Source organism: Ornithinimicrobium ciconiae, assembly GCF_007197575.1.
Taxonomy (GTDB): Bacteria; Actinomycetota; Actinomycetes; order Actinomycetales; family Dermatophilaceae; genus Ornithinicoccus; species Ornithinicoccus ciconiae.
This window is the reverse complement of record NZ_CP041616.1, coordinates 2,712,025-2,732,746: the sequence shown is the minus strand read 5'-3', so window position 1 is coordinate 2,732,746 and position 20,722 is coordinate 2,712,025. Positions and strand designations below refer to the sequence as shown.

18 protein-coding genes and 3 pseudogenes are annotated in these 20,722 nt (G+C 69.4%); 17 read left to right on the top strand and 4 right to left on the bottom strand.

The window, feature by feature from the left end; all coding sequences use genetic code 11:
* Positions 1-93 precede the first annotated feature (93 nt).
* Complete coding sequence (locus FNH13_RS12550) at positions 94-741, bottom strand: DUF4870 domain-containing protein (protein WP_143783728.1); 648 nt, start codon at positions 739-741, stop codon at positions 94-96.
* Between the two features lies 1 nt (position 742).
* Positions 743-1,621, bottom strand: a complete 879-nt coding sequence (locus FNH13_RS12545) for a DUF3097 family protein (RefSeq protein ID WP_143783727.1) — start codon at positions 1,619-1,621, stop codon at positions 743-745.
* Positions 1,622-2,342: 721 nt separating this feature from the next.
* Between FNH13_RS12545 and hrcA the strand changes: the two genes are divergently transcribed.
* From hrcA to ptsP, 15 genes and pseudogenes are all read left to right on the top strand, one after another.
* Positions 2,343-3,371, top strand: coding sequence for a heat-inducible transcriptional repressor HrcA (gene hrcA, locus FNH13_RS12540; protein ID WP_228266385.1), 1,029 nt, complete (start codon positions 2,343-2,345; stop codon positions 3,369-3,371).
* A 9-nt stretch (positions 3,372-3,380) separates the two neighbouring features.
* A complete protein-coding gene (dnaJ, locus tag FNH13_RS12535; protein ID WP_143783725.1) occupies positions 3,381-4,502 on the top strand; it encodes a molecular chaperone DnaJ in 1,122 nt (373 codons plus the stop codon).
* Entirely contained in the window at positions 4,499-5,242 is a 744-nt protein-coding gene (locus FNH13_RS12530; protein WP_143783724.1) for a 16S rRNA (uracil(1498)-N(3))-methyltransferase, read from the top strand. The genes dnaJ and FNH13_RS12530 overlap by 4 nt, the downstream gene beginning before the upstream one ends.
* Positions 5,233-6,609: an MFS transporter gene (locus tag FNH13_RS12525; protein WP_143783723.1), complete on the top strand. Its 1,377-nt coding sequence runs from the start codon at positions 5,233-5,235 to the stop codon at positions 6,607-6,609. The genes FNH13_RS12530 and FNH13_RS12525 overlap by 10 nt, the downstream gene beginning before the upstream one ends.
* A 129-nt stretch (positions 6,610-6,738) precedes the next feature.
* A complete protein-coding gene (locus FNH13_RS12520; protein ID WP_143783722.1) occupies positions 6,739-7,101 on the top strand; it encodes a histidine triad nucleotide-binding protein in 363 nt (120 codons plus the stop codon).
* Positions 7,102-7,114: 13 nt separating this feature from the next.
* Positions 7,115-7,885, top strand: a pseudogene (locus FNH13_RS19305) (PhoH family protein); the annotation flags it as partial.
* Positions 7,871-8,683 (top strand): annotated as a pseudogene (locus tag FNH13_RS19835) (LAGLIDADG family homing endonuclease); the annotation flags it as partial. The pseudogenes FNH13_RS19305 and FNH13_RS19835, both read left to right, overlap by 15 nt.
* Before the next feature lie 276 nt (positions 8,684-8,959).
* Positions 8,960-9,355: pseudogene (locus tag FNH13_RS19295) on the top strand (PhoH family protein); the annotation flags it as partial.
* Positions 9,352-9,852 (top strand): rRNA maturation RNase YbeY, encoded by a 501-nt coding sequence (gene ybeY, locus FNH13_RS12510; protein WP_143783721.1) that lies wholly within the window; start codon positions 9,352-9,354, stop codon positions 9,850-9,852. The pseudogene FNH13_RS19295 and the gene ybeY, both read left to right, overlap by 4 nt.
* Before the next feature lie 7 nt (positions 9,853-9,859).
* Positions 9,860-11,176, top strand: a complete 1,317-nt coding sequence (locus tag FNH13_RS12505; RefSeq protein WP_143783720.1) for a hemolysin family protein — start codon at positions 9,860-9,862, stop codon at positions 11,174-11,176.
* Positions 11,173-12,147 (top strand): GTPase Era, encoded by a 975-nt coding sequence (era, locus tag FNH13_RS12500; RefSeq protein WP_143783719.1) that lies wholly within the window; start codon positions 11,173-11,175, stop codon positions 12,145-12,147. The genes FNH13_RS12505 and era overlap by 4 nt, the downstream gene beginning before the upstream one ends.
* An 11-nt stretch (positions 12,148-12,158) precedes the next feature.
* On the top strand, positions 12,159-12,497 hold the full coding sequence (locus tag FNH13_RS12495; protein ID WP_143783718.1) for a DUF4333 domain-containing protein: 339 nt from the start codon (positions 12,159-12,161) through the stop codon (positions 12,495-12,497).
* A gap of 59 nt (positions 12,498-12,556) precedes the next feature.
* Positions 12,557-13,561, top strand: a complete 1,005-nt coding sequence (gene dhaK, locus FNH13_RS12490) for a dihydroxyacetone kinase subunit DhaK (RefSeq protein ID WP_143783717.1) — start codon at positions 12,557-12,559, stop codon at positions 13,559-13,561.
* The gene (dhaL, locus tag FNH13_RS12485; RefSeq protein WP_143783716.1) at positions 13,558-14,187 is read left to right on the top strand and encodes a dihydroxyacetone kinase subunit DhaL; all 630 of its coding nucleotides are present in this window, start codon (positions 13,558-13,560) and stop codon (positions 14,185-14,187) included. Before dhaK ends, dhaL begins: the two co-directional genes overlap by 4 nt.
* Before the next feature lie 173 nt (positions 14,188-14,360).
* The gene (gene ptsP / locus FNH13_RS12480; RefSeq protein WP_143783715.1) at positions 14,361-16,901 is read left to right on the top strand and encodes a phosphoenolpyruvate--protein phosphotransferase; all 2,541 of its coding nucleotides are present in this window, start codon (positions 14,361-14,363) and stop codon (positions 16,899-16,901) included.
* On the opposite strand, the gene FNH13_RS12475 is transcribed toward ptsP, so the two are convergent.
* Positions 16,898-17,545: an alpha-ketoglutarate-dependent dioxygenase AlkB gene (locus FNH13_RS12475; protein ID WP_143783714.1), complete on the bottom strand. Its 648-nt coding sequence runs from the start codon at positions 17,543-17,545 to the stop codon at positions 16,898-16,900. The genes ptsP and FNH13_RS12475 overlap by 4 nt on opposite strands.
* Before the next feature lie 88 nt (positions 17,546-17,633).
* Here FNH13_RS12475 and recO point away from each other — a divergent pair, with 88 nt between their 5' ends.
* Together recO and FNH13_RS12465 are read left to right on the top strand one after the other, a co-directional pair.
* Complete coding sequence (gene recO, locus FNH13_RS12470) at positions 17,634-18,362, top strand: DNA repair protein RecO (protein ID WP_143783713.1); 729 nt, start codon at positions 17,634-17,636, stop codon at positions 18,360-18,362.
* Positions 18,362-19,225, top strand: a complete 864-nt coding sequence (locus FNH13_RS12465; RefSeq protein ID WP_143783712.1) for an isoprenyl transferase — start codon at positions 18,362-18,364, stop codon at positions 19,223-19,225. Before recO ends, FNH13_RS12465 begins: the two co-directional genes overlap by 1 nt.
* Positions 19,226-19,300: 75 nt before the next feature.
* Here FNH13_RS12465 and FNH13_RS12460 read toward each other — a convergent pair whose 3' ends face one another.
* Positions 19,301-20,719: an ABC transporter substrate-binding protein gene (locus FNH13_RS12460; RefSeq protein ID WP_143783711.1), complete on the bottom strand. Its 1,419-nt coding sequence runs from the start codon at positions 20,717-20,719 to the stop codon at positions 19,301-19,303.
* Positions 20,720-20,722 lie beyond the last annotated feature (3 nt).

Genomic DNA, 20,722 nt, shown 5'->3' with positions numbered 1-20,722 from the left:
GGGGTTTTGCCGGCCGAGCACGGATTTTCGTAGAGGTTTGCCGGCCGCGAGCACGGCTTGGGGCCTCGAGGCACCCGATCAGGCCAGCTCAGATCAGTTCAGGACCTTGAGCTGGAACGGATAGATGTAGGTCTCGCCGCGCGCCGCCCGCATGGCGCCCTTGATGTGCACATAGGCAGCAACCAGGAAGAGCACGATCCAGAACGGGATCACCAGCAGGAAACCCAGCGTCAGCGTGAGGATGCCGACCACCCAGCCGAGCAGATAGAGGATCCAGAACGTCAGGTTGAAGTTGAAGGCGCCGGAGGCGGCCGTGCGCACCGCCTGGCTGTCGTCCTTGCGGAGGAACCAGATCAGCAGGGGGCCCAGGATGCTCAAGGTGCCAAAACTGACGATGAACGCGATCGGCGCGGACAGGTGAGCCAGGAGCATCCAGGTGCGCTCGTCGGACTCGGCCGGGCGAGGACCCTGCCCGCCCTGCATGGGTTGGCCCTGCCAGCCACCCTGTTGGGGCTGGCTCTGCCACTGGCCGTGCTGCGGGTGCCCCTGCTGAGACTGCCCGTGCGGAGGCAGCCCCTGCTGGGGCAGCCCCTGCTGGGGCAGCCCCTGGGGGCTCGCGCCCTCGGGGCCTGGGCCCTGAGGCTGACCGGCAGGCCCGGGCTGCTGCGGGTTAGGGGACTGCGGGTTGTGGGGCGGCGGCGGGGTCTGGCCCGGCTGCCAGTCCTGCGGGTTGTCGGTCATGTCAGTCCTCCTGGGGGACGGTGACGAAGTCGATGAGTTCCTCGACGCTCGCGAGCAGCGTGGGCTCAAGGTCACTGTAGGAACGCACGGTGCCGAGGATCTGCTTCCATCCTCTCGCAACATCGGCCTGGGTGTCATGTGCCCAGCCCAACTCGGCCAGCACCGACTGCTTCCAGGGGCGTCCGCGCTCGATGATCGGCCAGGCGGTCAGATCAAGGCGTGCTGGCCGCACGGACTGCCAGACGTCGACGTAGGGGTGGCCGAGCACCTTCACCCAGCGCGACTCGGGAAGCTTCTCGGCGGCGCGGACGATCCGGTCCTCCTTGGTGCCCGGCACGAGGTGGTCGACGAGCACGCCCATCCGGCGCTCGGCGCTCGGCGCGAAGTCCCGGATCACCGCCGAGAGGTCGTCGACCCCCTCGAGCAGCTCCACCACCACACCCTCGACGCGCAGGTCGTCTCCCCAGATCTTCTCCACGAGCTCGGCGTCGTGGCGGCCCTCGACGAAGAGCCGCGAGCCGGCCGCGACCTTGGCTGGAGCGTGGGCCACCGCGCGAGAGCCGCTGGCGGTGCGTGCGCTCTGGGCGCGGGCGGCGGCCAGAGCCGCGTGGGACTCCGCTGTCGGGACTGTGAGGACGACCGGCTTGCCGTCGAGCAGGAAACCGGGACCGAGCGGGAAGCCGCGTCGACGTCCACGGCGGTCCTCCAGGTGCACGACCTGCATGCCACCGGCCTTCTCCACGCTTACGATCGCCCCGACATACCCGGTCTGCACGTCCTCCACCACCAGTCCGGTCTCGGCCTCCGTGGCCACGGCCCGCCCCCCACGGGGGACGCGCCAGTCGCCGGACAGGACATCGGTGCCATATCGATCGCTCACCGCCCCAGCGTAGGGAGGCAGTGCACTGGGTGCCGCCAGACCCGCCGGGTCGGAGGTGGATGGGCGGGAAGTCGGGCGGGGAAGGCGGGCGGGGAAGGCGGGCGGGGAAGGCGGGCGGGGAGGAGCTCGGGTGAGTTGGCTGCGCTCGTCCGGAAGGGGAGGGGCTGGGAAAGGCGAGACGTCACCGACGCATACAAGGAGCTCATATTTCGGCGCGACACGCCGAGGAGCAGAAGATTTCTGCAACTCTTTGGCATCAACCCCTTGTGCTCGTCACCGATCAGGGCTACAACTGTCCTACGCACCTCGGAGACGAGGTGCTGACCGCAAGGCTTCGTCGCGGATTCGCGATCCGGGTTCGTCCTGGTGACCACCACCTGTGATGGGGTGGCGCGAGCCATCGACTCCTTGGCTGGTCGTTCGGAGCATCACCCCGAACACACCGTGGGCCCCTCGCAAACTCATACTTTGCGAGGGGCCCACACCTTCATCTGTGACGGCTCTGGACAAGCCGGGGTCCCTGCAGGCTCATACCAGGCAGGGCGACCACATCATTTGTAGCGGCATGGCCGCCCCCGAGGCCAACCTCAGGGGCGGTGTGTCGCGAAATTCACATGCCAGGGCCACCGCACCTCACAGCCCCGCGGGCACACCACGGCGAGCGAGTAGACTGGCACTCGGCCCGAGTGAGTGCCAGAGTGCGAGGCGGAGGTGGACCCTGGTGAGTAGCGACGAACGACGCCTGCAGGTGCTGCGTGCCATCGTGCAGGACTACGTCCGCACCTCGGAGCCGGTGGGCTCCAAGGCGCTGCTAGAGCGGCACCACCTGGGAGTCTCAGCCGCCACGGTGCGCAACGACATGGCGCTCCTGGAGGATGAGGGACTCATCGCGGCGCCGCACACCAGCGCCGGGCGCATCCCGACCGACGCCGGCTATCGGTTGTTCGTGGACAAGTTGGCGGCCATCAAGCCGATGTCGCGGGCGGAACGCACCGCGATCGAGGAGTTCCTCGGGGGAGCGGTCGACCTCGACGACGTGGTGGGACGCTCGGTCCGGCTGCTGGCCTCCCTGACGCAGCAGGTCGCGGTGATGCAGTATCCCTCGCTGAGTCGCTCGACGGTGCGACATATTGAGCTGGTCCCGGTCGGTGGGCCCCGCCTGATGGTGGTCCTCATCGTCAACACCGGACGGGTGGAGCAGCGGGTCGTCGATGTGGGGCGATCTCTGACGGGGCTCTCCGGGGAGCAGACCATCCAGACGGTGCGCGCGATGCTCAATGCTGAGGCGGGCGGTCTGCCCCTGCCCGAGGCTCCGGTGCGGCTCAAGGCGGCCCTGGTGGGAATTTCTGCCGAGGACCGCCCTGTTGCCGAGGTCGTCGTCGATTCGTTGCAGGACGCCCTGTTGGCGCAGACTGAGGAGCGGGTTGTCCTCGCGGGAACAGCAAACCTGGCCCGTGTGGTCACCGACTTCCCCAGCTCTATCGGGCCCGTCCTCGAGGCCCTGGAGGAGCATGTGGTGCTGCTGAAGCTGATGTCCAGCATGAGCACCCTGCTGGATGAGGACTCGGTGGCGGTGAGCATCGGCGCGGAGAACCCCTACGAGGGATTCCAGTCGACGTCGGTGATCACGACGACCTACGGCAGCGCCGGTGGTCTGGGTGTGGTCGGACCGACCCGTATGGACTACCCGACGACGATGGCGTCCGTGCGGGCGGTCGCACACTACGTGTCCGAGATCCTGGACAACTAGAGAGGTTTGATGAACGACTACTACGGTGACCTTGGTGTGCCCCGTCAGGCGACGCAGCAGGAGATCAAGAGCGCCTATCGCAAGATGGCCCGCAAGCTGCACCCGGACGTCAACCCCGGCCCGGAGGCCGAGGCAGAGTTCAAAAAGGTGAGCCAGGCCTACGACGTGCTTTCCGATGCCACCAAGCGCGCGGCCTACGACCGCGGCCAGGATCCGTACGCCGGGGCCTCCCAGAACTTTGGCCAGGGCTTCAGCTTCACCGACATCATGGACGCCTTCTTCGGTGGCTCAGGTGCCGGGTCCCGGGGCCCGCGCTCGCGCACCCAGCGAGGCCAGGACGCCCTCGTCCGCCTCGACATCGACCTGAAGACCGCTGTCTTTGGTGGCCAGGAGACCCTGGTCATCGACACCGCCACGCGCTGCTCCACCTGCACCGGCTCGGGGAGCCAGCCCGGCACCGGGACGCGGACCTGCTCCACGTGCGCCGGCCGCGGTGAGATCCAGTCCGTGCAGCGCTCCTTCCTCGGCCAGGTCATGACGACCCGTCCGTGCCCGGAGTGCCGCGGTTATGGCGAGCTCATCGAGCAGCCGTGCGTCGACTGTGCCGGCGAGGGTCGGGTGCGCTCCCGTCGTGACCTGACGCTCAAGGTGCCCGGTGGCGTCGACTCCGGCACCCGGATCCAGCTCGGCGGGGAGGGCGAGGTCGGCTCCGGCGGCGGCCCGGCCGGAGACCTCTATGTCGAGATCGCCGTGCGCCCGCACGAGACCTATCGGCGCCGCGGAGACGACCTGCACTGCTCGGTGCAGGTGCCGATGACCGCTGCCGCGCTCGGGGCGTCCTTGACCGTGGAGACCTTTGACGGGCCCACCGAGGTGGACCTCAAGTCCGGCACGCAGCCGCAGGACACGCTCACCCTGCCGGGCCAGGGGGTCACCCACCTGCGTGGCACCGGCCGGGGAGACCTGGTGGTGCACTTTGACGTGCGCGTGCCGACCAAACTGGATGACCGGCAGCGTGAGCTCCTCGGTCAGCTCGCCGAGGCCCGTGAGGAGTCCCGGCCCGAGGGCCGGATGACGCCGGCGAGCAACGGACTATTCGGCAAACTCAAGGAAGCCTTCTCCGCACGGTGAGCGCGCCGCTCTTCTTCGTCGGGGCCGGCCGCCTCGACGCGGTCGCGCCCGGCGATGTGGTGCACCTGGACGGACCGGAGGGCTGGCACGCCGCGGCCGTGACCAGATTGACGACCGGTGAGCAGCTGGTCGTCGCCGACGGCTCCGGGCGGCTGGCGCGCGGCCGGGTGATCAGTGTCGGCAGGGGTGAGCTCGACCTGAGCGTGGACGACGTGAGTCACTCCCCGGAACCGGCACCGCGCTTCACCCTCGTCCAGGCACTCGCCAAGGGCGACCGGGACCTGCTCGCGATCGAGGTCGCCACCGAGCTGGGTGTCGACGACGTGGTGCCGTGGGCCGCGTCGCGCAGCATCGTGGCGTGGCGCGGGGACCGGGCTGTCAAGGCCCACGCGAAGTGGGAGCGGACCGTGCTGGCCGCCGCGAAGCAGGCCCGTCGGGCCCGGGTCCCGGTCGTCACCGACCTTGCTGACCGGGATGCCGTCGTGCGCCGCATCGCTGCCTCCGACCTGGCACTCGTCCTGCACGAGGAGGCCACCGAGCCGCTGGTAGGGGCGGGGCTGCCCGGCCAGGGCGAGGTGCTGCTGATCGTCGGTCCAGAGGGCGGGATCAGCCCGGAGGAGACGGCGGCCTTCGTGGCAGCCGGGGCCCGCACAGTGCGGTTGGGGGACACCGTGCTGCGCACCTCGACCGCAGGTTCGGCGGCCATCGCCCTGCTCAGCGGCCGGTCCCGATGGGCGTGAGCCTGTCCGACGGACCGGCGACGAGCGACTCCCCACGGCCCTCCCTGCTGGATCCGGCACACCGGCCGGTCTCCCTCGGCACGACGGCCCTCATCTCGTTGTTCGCGGTCGAGTACATCGCGGTGGGCACCGCCATGCCCACCGTTGCGCGGGCCCTCGACGGCCTCGGCCTCTACGCCCTGGCGTTCAGCGCCACGATCGCCGCCAGCGTCATCGGGATGATCCTGGGCGGGTGGTGGTCGGACAAGTCCGGGCCGCGCGCCGTCCTGGTCGTCGGTGCCACCGTCTTTGCCGGCGGTCTGCTCGGGGCCGGGCTGAGCACCAGCATGGAGCTCTTCGTCGCCGCGCGAGCACTGCAGGGGCTGGGCAGCGGCATGGCCATCGTGGCGATCTATGTCGTGATCGCCCAGGGCATCCCCGATCTGCTCCGACCCCGGATGTTCTCGCTGTTGGCGGCGGCGTGGGTGGTGCCCGGGCTGGTGGGCCCGGTGCTCACCGGGTTCCTGGTTGACCAGGTCGGCTGGCGCTGGGTCTTCCTGGGCGTCATCCCCCTGGTGGTGGTCAGCATGGCTGTGCTGCTGCCGGCGCTGGGGCGCACCGAGCCCAGTGAGGACGCTCCCTACCTCGGGGTCTCCACCATCCTCTGGGCGGTGCTGGCGGCGGTCAGCGTCGGGGTGCTCAACCTCGGCGGTGAGCACATCTCTGTGCAGGATGTGCTGATCGGTCTGCCGTTCGCCGTGGCACTGGGGGTCGCCGCCTGGCGCCTGCTGCCACCGGGCACCCTCACCCTGGGCCGTGGCCTGCCGTCGGTGATCGCGGCCCGAGGAGCGATCGGCGCATCGTTCATGGCCGCGGAGGCCTATCTGCCGCTCATGCTCCAGGACCTGCACGGCTACAGCCCTACCGAGGCCGGCCTGGCCCTGGCCGTCGGCGCGGTGACCTGGGCGGGCGGATCGTGGCTGCAGGGACGGCTGCGAGACACCGTGGACCGGGTGCGGGTCATGGTGGTCGGCTGCACCATCATCACGGTGGGCACCGGGCTGCTGGTGGCGGCTATCGTCACGGACTGGCCGGGCTGGACCGTGCTGGTGATCTGGGGCATCACCCAGACCGGGGTGGGAGTGGCCTATCCGACCACCTCCCTGCAGACCATGCGGCTGTCAGCTCCCCAGGTGCTGGGCCGCAACTCCTCCTCCCTGCAGGTCAGCGAGGCACTCGCCTCCGCCGTCGTGCTCGGCGCCGTGGGCGCCGTCTTCACCGCCCTGTATGCCGCATCGATGCAGAGCGCGTTCGCCGCCGTGGCGATCGCCTCGGTGGCAGCTGCCCTGGCGGCGGTCGCCACCTCTGCCCGCTCCCGCCCGGCCTAGGGAGGCGCCACGGTCGGTCGGCACTGGAGCGCCCCGCCCGTCCGGCGTCGGTGGGTGCCACGGGAGGCACCTTGAGGCCCCGTCCGGCGCATCGGCAGCACGCGGACAGCGGTCGTCTACCGTGGGGTCATGCCGACAGACAGCGACTGCCTCTTCTGCAAGATTGTGGCCGGTGCCATCCCGGCTGACACCGTCTATGAAACCGACTCGGTCCTGGCCTTCCGGGACATCACCCCACGCGCCACGGTGCACGTGCTGGTGATCCCGAAGTCCCACGAGGACACCCTGGGTCAGATGGCCGCGGACCATCCAGCTGGCGTCGCCGACCTGTTTGCCGCCGCCCGCGAGGTGGCCCGCCTCGAGGGCATCGAGGAGAGTGGCTACCGGGTGGTCAGCAATGTCGGGGCCGACGCCGGTCAGGAGGTCTTCCACGTGCACGTCCATGTGCTGGGCGGCCAGCAGCTGGGGCCGGTCGGCCCCGGTCCCCGTTAGACTTGGGGACCTGATGACAGAGCCCGACCATCCGGGGGCGGCCGACGCCGACACCCGTGACACAGATCCCGACCTGATCACCACGCACGCGCCGACCCCTCACGATGCTGGTCCGCCGGTGCACACCGTGGTCATCCCGCCCGAGACCTCCATGGCCGCACTGCTCGGCCCCCGTGATGAGCTGCTCAAGACCATGGAGCGCTCCTTCCCCCGCGTCGATGTGATGGTGCGGGGCAATCAGTTCCGCCTCGACGGACCCTCGGAGGACGTCGCCGTCATCGAGCGTCTCATCGATGAGCTGATCGTCATCGTCGCTGCGGGACAACCGCTCAACCGGGACGCCGTCGAGCGGGCCATCAGCATGTTGCGCAGCGCCTCGGCCGAGCGCCCCGCCGACGTGCTGACGATGAACATCATCAGCAACCGGGGCCGCACCATCCGTCCCAAGACCCTGCACCAGAAGCACTACGTCGACGCGATCGACAAGCACACGATCGTTTTCGGCATCGGCCCCGCCGGCACCGGCAAGACCTACCTCGCGATGGCCAAGGCCGTCGCCGCCCTGCAGGCCAAGCAGGTCAACAGGATCATCCTGACCCGACCCGCGGTGGAGGCCGGTGAGCGCCTGGGGTTCCTGCCCGGCACGCTCAACGACAAGATCGACCCCTATCTGCGGCCGCTCTATGACGCGCTGCACGACATGGTGGACCCGGACTCGATCCCGCGCCTGATGGCCTCGGGCACGATCGAGGTCGCCCCCCTGGCCTATATGCGCGGGCGCGCACAACCACTCGACGCGCAGGTGCTGACTCCGGAGGGTTTCCGCGACATCGGATCTCTTCAGGTGGGGGACCGCGTCATCGGTTCACAGGGTGAGGCGACGGCCGTACTCGGCGTCTACGCGCAGGGGCAGCGTGAGGTCTACCGGGTCTCGACCCAGGATGGCGCGTCCACCCTGGCGTGCGGCGAGCATCTCTGGCAGGTCAGGACCCCCTCTGACAAGCGTCGCGGCCGCACTCGCGTGGTGCAGACCAGCGAGATGATCGGGCGGCTCCGTGCCGCGCATGCCCGACGGTTCGAACTTCCGATGATGGCACCGCCAGAGCTAGCACCGCGCGAGGTGCCGATGGACGCCTATGCGCTGGGGCTCCTGCTGGGAGATGGCTGCCTCACCACCTTGACAACTCCCGCTTGCAGCACCGTCGACGCCCAGTTGGCGGTGGCGCTCGAGGAAGCACTGGAGGGTGTTGAGTTGCGCGCGAACGGTGCGCACGACGACGTGCTGAGCCGCCAGGGCGGCGGTGGCGGGCGTGGAGGTGTCATCACGGCACATCCGGTCACCGCAATCGTGCGAGAGCTCGGTCTGGCCGGCACCCGTTCCCACACCACGTTCGTCCCGAAGGACTACCTGCTCAACTCTGTCGCGGTGAGGTTGGCCGTGCTCCAGGGACTCCTGGACACCGACGGCGGCACCGTCACGCAGAGAGGCCGCACTTGCCGAGTGCAGTACTGCACCACGTCGCCACAACTGCGAGACGACGTGGTTTTCCTGGTGCGCTCGCTGGGTGGCACAGCCGACTGGCGTGCGCGGCCTGCCGAAGGACGCAAACCCGGTCTGGCCAACGGGCGGCCGGTGCCCTCTCGGCACGATGCCTTCGTGCTCGACATCAGGCTGCCGGCCAGCGTGGACCCCTTCAGGAGGAAGCGCAAGCGAGACGCTTACGAGAAGCACACTGGCGGCCTACCGACGCGGTTCGTCGACCGCATCGAGCCGGTGGGGATGCGGGAGACGGTGTGCATCCAGGTGGCCGCAGCCGACTCGCTGTATGTCACTGACGACTTCCTCGTCACGCACAACACCTTGAACGACGCCTTCATCATCCTCGACGAGGCGCAGAACACCTCCGCGGAGCAGATGAAGATGTTCCTGACCAGGCTCGGGTTCGGCTCCAAGATGGTCGTCACCGGCGACGTCACCCAGGTGGATCTGCCGACCGGCACCAGCTCGGGCCTGCGGGTGGTCCGGGACATCCTGGCGGATGTCGAGGACATCCACTTCACGACGCTGACCTCGGCCGACGTCGTGCGCCACCGGCTGGTCAGCTCGATCGTCGAGGCCTACGGCAAGCACGACGAGGGCCAGCCGCAGGCCCCACGGGCCTCCCGCCGCCCCCCGGCCAAGGACCGTCAACGGCCCGCCGGTGAGGTCTCCGCAGAGGTGGGCACCCGGCATACCGAGGATGGTGAGCAGTGAGCATCGAGGTGCTCAACGAGTCGGGTGAGGTGCCGGGGCCGGTCGCCGAGCAGGAGCTGCACGACCTGGCCCGTCATGTGCTGGACCAGCTGCGCGTGCACCCGCGGGCCGAGCTCGCGATCACCCTGGTCGACGAGGAGGCGATGACCGCCCTCCACGAGCGCTGGATGGACCTGCCGGGCCCGACCGACGTGATGAGCTTTCCGATGGATGAGCTGCGCCCCGGCTCCGACAGCGAGACGCCCGAGGGGGTGCTCGGCGACGTGGTGCTCTGTCCCTCGGTGGCGCGCACCCAGGCCCGGGCCGCAGGCCACAGCGTGCAGGACGAGATCCTGCTGCTGACCACCCACGGGATCCTGCACCTGCTCGGCTTCGACCACGCCGAGCCGGCGGAAGAGCGGGAGATGTTCGACCTGCAGCGGACCCTGCTGCTGACCTTCCTGTCCCAGCGCGGGCGGACGACCACCGCCGCGCCGGACGCGCGCACCACACCCTGAGGCACTGTTGACAACCCTGATTCTCGTCGCCGTCGTGGCGGTCCTCATCGCCTTCCTCCTATCCGCCAGCGACACTGCGCTGCAGCGCATCTCGCGGCAGCGGGTAGAGGCACTCGTGGAGGAGGACTCCCGCGGCGCGCAGGCGCTGGCCCGCATTGTCGCTGACCCCGCGCCCTACCTGGCCGCGTCGGCCTTTGCCAGGGCAGTCGCCGAGGCGGTCGCCGCGGTGGCGGTCACCGTCGCGGTGGACACGCAGGTCGACAACCACTGGCAGACCGCGCTGATCGCGGTCGGGATCATGAGCGTGGTCACCTTCGTGGTGGTCGGGGTGTCCCCGCGCACGCTGGGTCGGCAGTACGTGGAGAAGGTCGCACTGCTGGCGGCCCCCATGATCCGGGCGCTGCGGGTGCTGCTGGGACCGTTGGCCAAGGCACTGGTCCTCCTGGGCAACGCGGTCACCCCGGGGCGGGGGTATGCCGAGGGGCCCTTCGCCAACGAGGCTGAACTGCGTGACCTGCTGGACCTGGCGGGTGAGAGCTCGGTCATCGAGGCCGGGGAGCGGGAGATGATCCACTCCATCTTCGAACTCGGTGACACTGTCGCCCGCGAGGTCATGGTGCCCCGGCCCGACATGGTCTCGATCCGGCAGGACCGGGCGCTGCGCCAGGCGATGTCGCTCTTCCTGCGCTCGGGCTTCAGCAGGGTGCCGGTGATCGGGGAGGGGACCGACGACGTCCTGGGCATCCTCTATTTCAAGGATGTCGTGCGGGCGGTCAATGCCAACGCCGAGAACAGCCAGGACCCGGTCAGCGACCTGATGCGTCCGGTCCAGCGGATCCCGGAGTCCAAACCTGTCGACGGTCTGCTGCGTGAGATGCAGCAGGACCGCCACCACATCGCCATGGTCATCGACGAGTACGGCGGCACTGCCGGACTGATCACCATCGAGGACATCCTGGAGGAGATCGTCGGAGAGATCACCGACGAGTACGACCGTGATGTGGTCGAGATCGAAACACTGGAGGACGGGACCGTGCGGGTGCCCGCCACCATGCCGGTCGACGACCTGGCGGAGATGTTTGACGTCGAGATCGAGTCCGAGGACGTCGACTCCGTCGGCGGGCTTTTGGGGGCCGAGATCGGCATGGTGCCCATCGTGGGCTCGTGGTGTGAGGTCGCCGGATTGCGCCTGACCGCCGAGCGGATGGCCGGTCGGCGCCGCCGAGTGGCTACTGTGCTGGTCACCCGGGTGGAGCCGGAGGAGCAGGACCACGAGGACGCCGACGACGGCGATCCCGACCAGGAGCCGGAGGGCACCCCATGAGCGAGGCCCAGCAGACCCCACCTGACCCGCGCGGGGGTGCGGTGGAGCAGCCGCCTGACCCCACGGCATACCGCGCGGGTTTTGCCTGCGTCGTGGGCCGCCCCAACGCGGGCAAGTCGACCCTGACCAACGCGCTCGTCGGACAGAAGGTCGCGATCACCTCCAGCAAGCCGCAGACCACCCGGCACGCCATCCGCGGCGTCCGCACGACCGAGGACTACCAGTTGATCCTGGTCGACACCCCCGGGCTGCACCGGCCACGCACCCTGCTCGGGCAACGGCTCAACGACCTGGTGCGCGAGACGCTCCTGGAGGTGGACGTCATCGGCTTCTGCCTGCCTGCTGACCAGCGACCCGGACCGGGTGACGCGTTCATCGCCCGGGATCTCGCGGATCTGCAGCGCGCCAAGAAGGTGCCTGTGGTCGCCCTGGCGACCAAGTCCGACGCAGTGGACAAGCAGCGCCTCGCCGAGCACCTGATCGCGATCGACCAGCTCGGGTCCTGGGACGCGATCGTGCCCTGCTCAGCCGTGCGTGGCGACCAGGTTGACGACGTCGCCCGCGTGCTGGCGTCCTATCTGCCCACCTCGCCCAAGCTCTATCCCGACGACGTGCTGACCGACGAGTCGGACGTGGTGATGATTGCCGAGCTGGTCCGCGAGGCAGCGTTGGAGGGGGTGCGTGACGAGCTCCCGCACTCGCTGGCCGTGGTCGTCGAGGAGATCGTGCCACGCGGGGACCGTCCTGAGGACCGACCGCTGACCGATGTGCGCGTCAACATCTTCGTCGAGCGCCCCAGCCAGAAAGCGATCATCATCGGGCGCGGAGGCTCGCGGTTGCGCGATGTCGGCGCGACGGCGCGTGCCGGGATCGAGAAGATCGTCGGGCACAAGGTCTTCCTCGACCTGCACGTCAAGGTGGCCAAGGACTGGCAGCGTGACCCCAAGCAGCTCCAGCGGCTGGGTTTCTGAGGAGGGGCAGGATGGATCGATCCAGGACAGTGGTGATCGCAGCGGGGATGGCGGCGGTGGCGATGGTGGCCACCGGCTGCAGCCGTGAGGTCTCGGCGGAGGACATCGAGGACAGCATCGCCGAGCAGGCCGAGGTCCAGGGCTTCCCGCTGGAGTCCGTCGACTGTCCGAGCGGCCTGCCGCCAGAGGTCGGCGCCGAGGTGATCTGTGACGTCGTGATCACGGGCCTGGTCGAGGTGACCCCCGGGCAGCCCGAGGTGGTCGACCGCTTTCAGGTCCAGGTGCGCGGGGTGGACCGTGGCGATGTCCGCTACTCGATGAGGCCGCTGGTCGCAGGCACCACCGAATAGTCAGCAGAACCCTCGCACTGCCTCTGGTGGGCGACCCCGTTGAGTGGTTGGGTAAGGGGATGAAGAAACTTATCAACGACCCCGCTGACGTCGTCATCGAGGCGCTCCGTGGCATGGCTGCCGCCCACCCTGACCGGCTGCGCGTGGACCTCGAGAACAAGGTTGTCTATCGCAAGGACCCCATCCGCTCCGGCAAGGTGGGGCTGATCTCCGGTGGCGGATCCGGACACGAGCCAATGCACGGCGGCCTGGTCGGTCTTGGCATGCTCGATGCTGCCTGCGCCGGCGAGGTGTTCACCTCGCCGGTGCCCGACCAGATGATGGCCGCGACCAAGGAGGTCGACGGTGGCGCCGGTGTGCTCCACATCGTGAAGAACTACACCGGCGACGTGATGAACTTCGAGATGGCTGCCGAGCTGGCCGCCGCCGAGGCCGGCACCGAGGTCCAGTCAGTCGTCGTCGACGATGACGTCGCGGTCCAGGACTCCCTCTACACCGCAGGGCGCCGGGGTGTTGGCACCACCGTCCTGCTGGAGAAGATCGTCGGGGCGGCGGCCGAGGAGGGCCGCTCGCTGGCGGACTGCGCCGCGCTGGCCACCAAGGTCAACGGCAACGGTCGCTCGATGGGCATGGCCCTGACCTCCTGCACCGTCCCCGCGGCCGGCAAACCCACCTTCGAGCTCGCCGAGGACGAGATCGAGGTCGGCATCGGCATCCACGGCGAGCCCGGACGCAAGCGCGTGCCGTTGGCGCCGGCCCGCGAGGTCGCGGCGATGCTGGTCGAGCCGGTCCTGGCCGACCTGGACTTCACCGGCGACTCCGGGGCGATCGTGATGATGAACGGGATGGGCGGCACGCCGCTGATCGAGCTCTACCTGATGTATCACGAGGTGGCTCAGATCCTGGAGAAGTCCGGGGTCACCATCGCCCGCTGTTTGGTCGGCAACTACATCACGAGCCTGGAGATGGCTGGCTGCTCCGTGACGGTCCTCAAGGCGGACGATGATCTCGTGGGCCTCTGGGACGCACCTGTGAACACACCGGGCCTACGCTGGGGAGTATGAGTGTGGCAAACCTGCAGTCCTTCACGGCATGGATCGAGGACTACGCGCGCGTGGTCAGCGAACAGGCCGACTACCTGACCGATCTCGACCGCGCCATCGGTGATGCCGACCACGGCAGCAACATGAAGCGGGGCATGACCAAGGCAGCGCAGCTAGCCACCGACGAGGAGTTCACCTCCGTGGACGCCTACCTGAAGAAGGTCGGCATGAGCCTGGTGAGCAACGTCGGCGGCGCCAGCGGCCCGCTCTATGGCACCTTCTTCCTGCGCATGGCCGGCGCCTTTGCCGGGGTCGAGGAGGCTGGCGTTGCAGAGATCGGGCAGGGCCTACGGGCCGGGGTCGAGGGCATCGTGGCGCGCGGCAAGGCCGAGACCGGAGACAAGACGATGTATGACGCGTGGGCGCCGGCCCTGGAGGCCTTCGACGCTGCGACGGCGTCGGGTGACCTGGCCGCTGCCCTCACGGCAGCCGCCGAGGCTGCGGCCACCGGTCGCGACGCGACCCAGGACCTGGTCGCCCGCAAGGGGCGGGCCAGTTATCTGGGCGAGCGCAGCCGAGGACACATCGACCCAGGAGCCACCAGCTCGACGATGCTGCTCGAGTCCGCCGCCCGCACGCTCGCCTGACCCCGCATTTTGGTAGTGGTTTCGCTGGTCGGGCCCGCATTTTCGTAGTGGTTTCGCTGGTCGGACCCGCGTTTTCGTCGTGGTTTCGCTGGTCGGCCCCACATCTTCGTCGTGGTTTCGCTGCTTCAATCTCAGTTGCTCTGCTGCTCTTCTGGCCCTGAGGAGGTCTGGTCATGATCGGCATCGTCGTGGTCAGCCACAGCCGTGCACTGGCCAATGCCGCCGTTGCGCTGGCTGACGAGATGACTGACCCGGGGAACCGGCCCGCCATCAAGGTGGCTGCCGGTCTGGACGAGACGACGTTCGGGACCGATGCCGCGGCTGTGGCAGAGGCCATCACCGAGGCGGACAGCGGTGACGGGGTGCTGGTGCTGCTGGATCTCGGTAGCGCCGTCCTGTCCGCGGAGATGGCGCTGGAGTTCCTGGAGCCAGAGGTCGCAGATCGAGTCTGGATCTCCAGCGCACCCCTGGTCGAGGGGCTCGTGGGAGCTGCCGTGGCCGCCGGGGCTGGAGCAAACCTCGCGGGTGCCGCTGCCGAGGCGGAGCAGGGCTTGATGGGCAAGGCCCAGCACCTCGGGTCGGGGCAGCAATCAGCAAAACCGCTACCAAAACACGGGTTGGACCAGCGAAACCACTCGGAAAATGCGGGGGAGGTGCGGCGGGTGCTGGTGGTCAACGCACCTCACGGACTGCACGCCCGGCCAGCTGCCCGCTTCGTTCGGGAGGTCGGTGCCCATCCGGGCACTCAGGTGCGGGTGCGCAACCTGACCACCGGTGGACCAGCGGTCGACGGACGCAGCCTCACCGGCATCGCCACGCTGGACGCCCGACAGGGCCATGAGGTTGAGGTGAGCGCCTCCGGTGACCTGGCGGGCGAACTGCTGGACTCCCTCGCTGGGCTGGCGGAGGTCGGTTTCGGTGACCTGGCTCCACCCACGAGCGGGCCGGACCGTGCCGCGGCCGCGGCGGTGGGAGACGGTCCCGCGACGGGGCCGGACCAGGGTGCCGGCGGAGCCGGCTCGGCGGACAACAGCGTGCCGCAGGGACCGACCTTCGGGCTGGAGGCCGCGGTGGGCAGGGTCGTGCGTGCCGATGTGACGGTCATGACGGAGGACTATCAGGGCGGTGATGTTGAGGAGGAACTGGCCGCACTGGACCGGGCTGTGATCCAGGCTCAGGCTGAGCTCAGCGACCTCGTCGGGCACACCACCCAGCGCCTGGGTGCCAGCGAGGCGGCGGTTTTCGACTCACACCTGGCCATGCTGGAGGACCCGGCCCTGCAGGGCCCGGTGCGGGACGGCATCCGAGCTGGCCAGTGGGCACCGCAGGCGGTCCAGCAGCAGACGGACCGGCTGCGGGCACAGTTCGAGGGGTTGACCGATGCCTATCAGCGCGAACGGGCGGCCGACGTGGACAGCGTCGGGCAGCGCCTGCTCCGGGCCCTGGTCGGGGTCGCGTCCACTCAGCACGACGACACCGGTGTGCTGGTGGTGCCCGAGCTGGACCCCGCGACGGCGGTGCTCCTGGACCCGACGAAGATCCTGGGGGTCGTGACGATCGGCGGGGCGGCGACGGGCCACGGTGTGCTCCTCGCCAGGGCGCGGGGACTGCCCGTGCTAACCGGCGCGGGTCCCGCAGCCGATGTGCAGGAGGGGACGCTGGTGGCCTTCGACGCTCGAGCCGCTCGTCTCGTCATCGACCCGGACCGCACCGTGCGCGAGGAGTTCGAGGCACTGTTGTCGCAGCGGGCCAGCGCCCGCACGCGCATCCTGCAGAGTGCTGGCGAACCGGCGGTGACCAAGGACGGTCATCACGTGCTGGTCAAGGCCAACCTGGCCAGTGTCACCGACGCTGCCCTCGCAGCTGCGTCAGGGGCTGACGGCTCGGGGCTGGTGCGCACCGAGGCGCTGTTCGGTGAGTGGGACGCCGCCCCGAGTGTTGCCGAGCAGGTCCAGACCTTTGAACGCATCGCCGAGCACCTGTCAGGCTCGATGATCACGATCCGGACGTGGGACGTCGGCGGTGACAAACCGCTGCCTTTCCACCCGCAGCCGGCCGAGGCCAACCCCTTCCTCGGCCAGCGCGGGCTCCGGGCCTTCCGGGACGACCCGCGACTGCTGGTGGACCAGCTCGAGGCAGTGTGCCGGGTTGCGCGGGAGACGCCGGTGCGGGTCATGTTCCCGATGATCGCCACGGTCGAGGAGGTGGAGTGGGCGCTGGCCCGGCTGGAGGAGGCCGCCGGGCGACTGCCCGACGGGCGCCCGGACTCGCTGGAGGTCGGCATCATGATCGAGGTGCCCGCCGCCGCGCTGCGCCCCGAGGCCCTGTCGACGCTCCTGGACTTCGTCAGCATCGGCAGCAACGATCTCGTGCAGTACACCCTGGCCGCTGAGCGGGGGAATCCTGCCCTTGAAGGGCTCGCTGACGCAGCGGATCCGGCTGTCCTGCAACTGATCCGGGACACCGTCCTCGGCGTGGCCGAAGGGGTCGACGTGGGCCTGTGCGGTGATGCTGCCAGCGACCCGGGCCTCGCCCTGCTGCTCGTCGGACTGGGCGTCTCCGAGCTCAGCGCGACCGCGGCGTCGGTGCCGGCGGTGAAGGACGCGCTGCGGTCGGTCGCCCTGACTGACCTGCAGGACCTCGGAGCGCGCGCACTGTCCGCGGAGTCTGCCGAGGAGGTGCGCGCCCTGCTGCGTCAGGTCAGCCCCGGCTAACGCACCCCACGCGGTCGGAACTGGATGCTGATCCGCGGTCCCACCGGCTTGGCGGTCTTGGGCACGGCGTGCTCCCACGTGCGCTGGCAGGAGCCTCCCATCACGAGCAGGTCGCCGTGCCCGATCACCCGGCGAATGGTCCGCCCTGCGCCGCCACCGTTGGGGCGCAGCAGCAGGGCCCGGGGCGCCCCGATCGAGACGATGGCCACCATGGTGTCCTGGGAGTTGCCGCGACCAAACCGGTCACCGTGCCAGGCCACGCTGTCCCGGCCGTCGCGATACAGACACATGCCGGCGGTGCGGAACGGCTCGTGCAGCTCTGGGCGGTAGTAGGCGCTGAGCTGCTCGCGCGCCTGCGTGAGCACCGGGTCGGGCAGTTGCTCGTGCTCGGCGTAGAAGCGAAGAAGTCGAGGCGTGTCGACCTCCGTCTCCCACATCACCCGTCGCTCACCGCGCCACTCGACACCGGCGGAGCCGCCGAGCGCCAGTCGGGTGAACAACTCGTCGGAGCCGGTGACCCACCCGGGTCGTGCGTCGATCCAGGCTCCGTGGCTGAGCGTCGTGCGCTGCACGGCACCAGCAAGTGGGCGCAGGCCGACGTCGTCCACCTGGTCGAGAAGTGATCCCTGCAGTGCAACGGACATGTGTTCGAGACTAGAACAACTGTCCCATTGATGCAACACGGTGCCTCCGGTCGGGGGTTGTGTCGTCGGCAGGTGGGAGACTGCAGGCATGCCGTTGTATCGGGACGCCGCGATCGTCCTTCGCACCCACAAACTGGGTGAGGCCGATCGCATCGTCATCATGCTCAGCCGCGGACGGGGCAAGGTCCGCGCCGTCGCCAAGGGAGTGCGCCGCACCCGGTCCAAGTTCGGCGCACGCCTCGAGCCGGGCATGGTCGTCGACCTGCAGTGTTATGAGGGTCGCAACCTCGACACCGTCACCCAGGCCGAGTCGCTGGCATCCTACGGCGACGCGATCGCCCGCGACTATGAGGCCTGGACCGCGGCCAACGCGATGCTTGAGACGTGCGACCGGCTGACCGAGGAGGGTGAGCCAGCAGTCCAGCAGTTCGTCCTCCTCGCTGGTGCCCTCAGCTCCCTGGCCGCGCAGAGCCACGAGCCGGGACTGGTGCTCGACTCCTACCTGCTGCGGGCCATGGCCATCGCCGGCTGGGCAGCCAGTTTCCACGACTGTGCCAAGTGCGGCGCCGAGGGACCGCACCGAGCCTTTGACGTCGCCACCGGCGGGGCCGTCTGTCCCGTATGCCGTCCGCCCGGTTGCGCAGCCCCCGCACCGCAGACCTTCACCCTGTTGGCGGCACTGCTCAGCGGGGACTGGGTCGAGGCCGACGCCAGTGAGCTGAAGCACCGCAAGGAGGCCAGCAAACTGGCCTCGGCCCACGTGCACTGGCACCTGGAGCGCGGGGTGCGCTCGCTGCGCCTGGTGGAGCGGGTCTGATGGCGTATCGGGACGGCGCCCGTGGCGCCCAGCCCGCCGCACGCACGGCTTCGCCCGCCGGACGTGGCGTCTCACCAACCGGACCCATCGCCCCCTTTCCGCACTGCAGCGGGGCCCGACCCCCCGCCATACCGGCTGAGCTGGTGCCACGGCACGTGGCCATCGTCATGGACGGCAATGGACGCTGGGCCAACCAGCGTGGCCTCAAGCGCACCCAGGGCCACGAGGCGGGGGAGGCCTCCCTGCTGGACGTGATCGCCGGCGCCATCGAGGTCGGGGTGCAGTGCATCTCCGCCTACGCCTTCTCGACCGAGAACTGGCGGCGCAGCCCCGACGAGGTCCGCTTCCTGATGGGGTTCAACCGCGACGTCATCCACCGACGGCGCGACCAGCTCGACTCGTGGGGTGTGCGGATGCTGTGGTCGGGGCGCACGCCGCGGCTGTGGAAGTCGGTGATCTCCGAGCTGGAGCAGGCCGAGCGCCAGACCCGGGGCAACGACGTGATCACCCTGAACTTCTGCGTCAACTACGGCGGCCGTGCCGAGGTTGCCGACGCCGTGCGACGCATCGGGGAGGACGTGCGCGACGGACGGCTCTCGGCCCGGGGCATCGACGAGCGCACCATCGGGCGTTATCTCTACCACCCCGAGGTCCCGGACGTGGATCTGTTCGTGCGCAGCTCGGGGGAGCAGCGCACCTCCAACTTCCTGCTCTGGCAGAGCGCCTACGCCGAGATGGTCTTCCAGGACACGCTGTGGCCCGACTATGACCGGCGCCACCTGTGGCAGGCGATCGAGACGTATGCCGCCCGCGACCGACGCTATGGCGGCGCGATCGACCGCTCGGCGGACAGCTCGCCCTGACCCCGCAGGCGGATGCCCGCCACGGTCAGTGACCGTGACGGGCATCCTGCGTGAGGCAGTGACGTGTCGTGCGCCTCAGCTGCTGGCGGAGCAGGCCTGCTCGTAACCGACCTCCTCAAAGGTCGGCCCGTGGAAGAACTCGGTGGTTGTCTCGATGCCGAGCGGGGCCTCGGCGTTGGGGGTGCCCACGATCAGACCGCTGACGGCCACGTCGGCACCCTCGCCGCCGTAGGTGATCGGTTCGGCCATCCCGTCGAAGTCGACCTCCAGCCCGTCCATCGCGGCCCGGAGCCCGGCCCGGGTCAGGTCACCGCTGTCGGCGGCCTTCTCCAGCAGGGCGTGCATTGGGTAGCTCATGACCCAGCCGATGACGTAGCCACCGTTGGGCGGCAGTTCACCGTCCATGGACGCCTTCATCGCCTCGGCGCCGGGGCTGGTGCCGTCCCACTGCTCGGTCGGGGCGAGGTGGTTGTAGAGACCGACGAGGGCAGGAGCTGCGGCGCTGTCCAGCAGGGCCGGGTTCCAGGTGGGCAGCGAGCCCAGGAAGCGTCCGGTGAAGCCGCCACCGGCGAGCTTGCCGACGATCTCCGCGTTCTCGGCGGGACCCACGGCGAGGAGGACGACATCCGGCTGGGCCGCCATCACGGCGGACACGACCGCGTCCTGGCCGCCGGTCACCTGGTTGGGACCGGTGGGTATGACGGTGACGTCCTCGATGCCGTTGGCCTCGGCCCACAGCTGGGCACCGGCGGCGGAGTCGCCACCATAGTCACCGGGATAGCCCACGGCAGCGATCGAGGTGACGTCACCGTGGTTCTCCGTGAACCAGTCCAGTCCGACGATGGCCTCGGTGCAGTAGGAGTAGCCGGTCTCCATGATCAGGCCGTGGTCGTTCTCGGAGAACGCGTAGCCAGACCACCAGGAGGCGGGCACCGCCACGATGTCGTTGGAGTCCATGTCGCCGAGCACCGACTCGGTGTTGACCGTCCCGAGACTCTGGGCGATCGCCAGGATGTTGGGCTCGATCTGCTGATAAGCCGCGGCGTGCTCGGCGGGCTGATACTTGGTGTCCCGGGTGTAGGTGTCGATGTCGACGTCGAAGCCGGCGACGCCGCCAGCCTCGTTGACCTCGGCCCAGTAGGCACGCTGCGCGTCGGTGATGGGCACCGCGAGCGCCGCGAACGGGCCCTCGGTGAGGTCGGACAGGATGCCGAGGTAGATGCAGCCGTTGTCCGCGTTGACGGCGTCGGGGCACGCCTCCTCGGTCACCCCGTCGCCGATCGTGATCTCACCCCCTGCCTCAGGGGGCTCGGTGTCGTCGGTGTCGTCGTCGGGCGCGGCGGAGTCGTCAGACTCGTCGGGCTCCGGAGACTCCTCGACGGTCTCGTCGTCGGCCGCCTCAGGATCCTCATCGACTGCGGTGCAGGCGCTGAGGATCAGTCCCGTGGCGGCGGCTGCAGCGAGCAGCCTGCGTGGTGTGGTGCTCCTGGACATGTG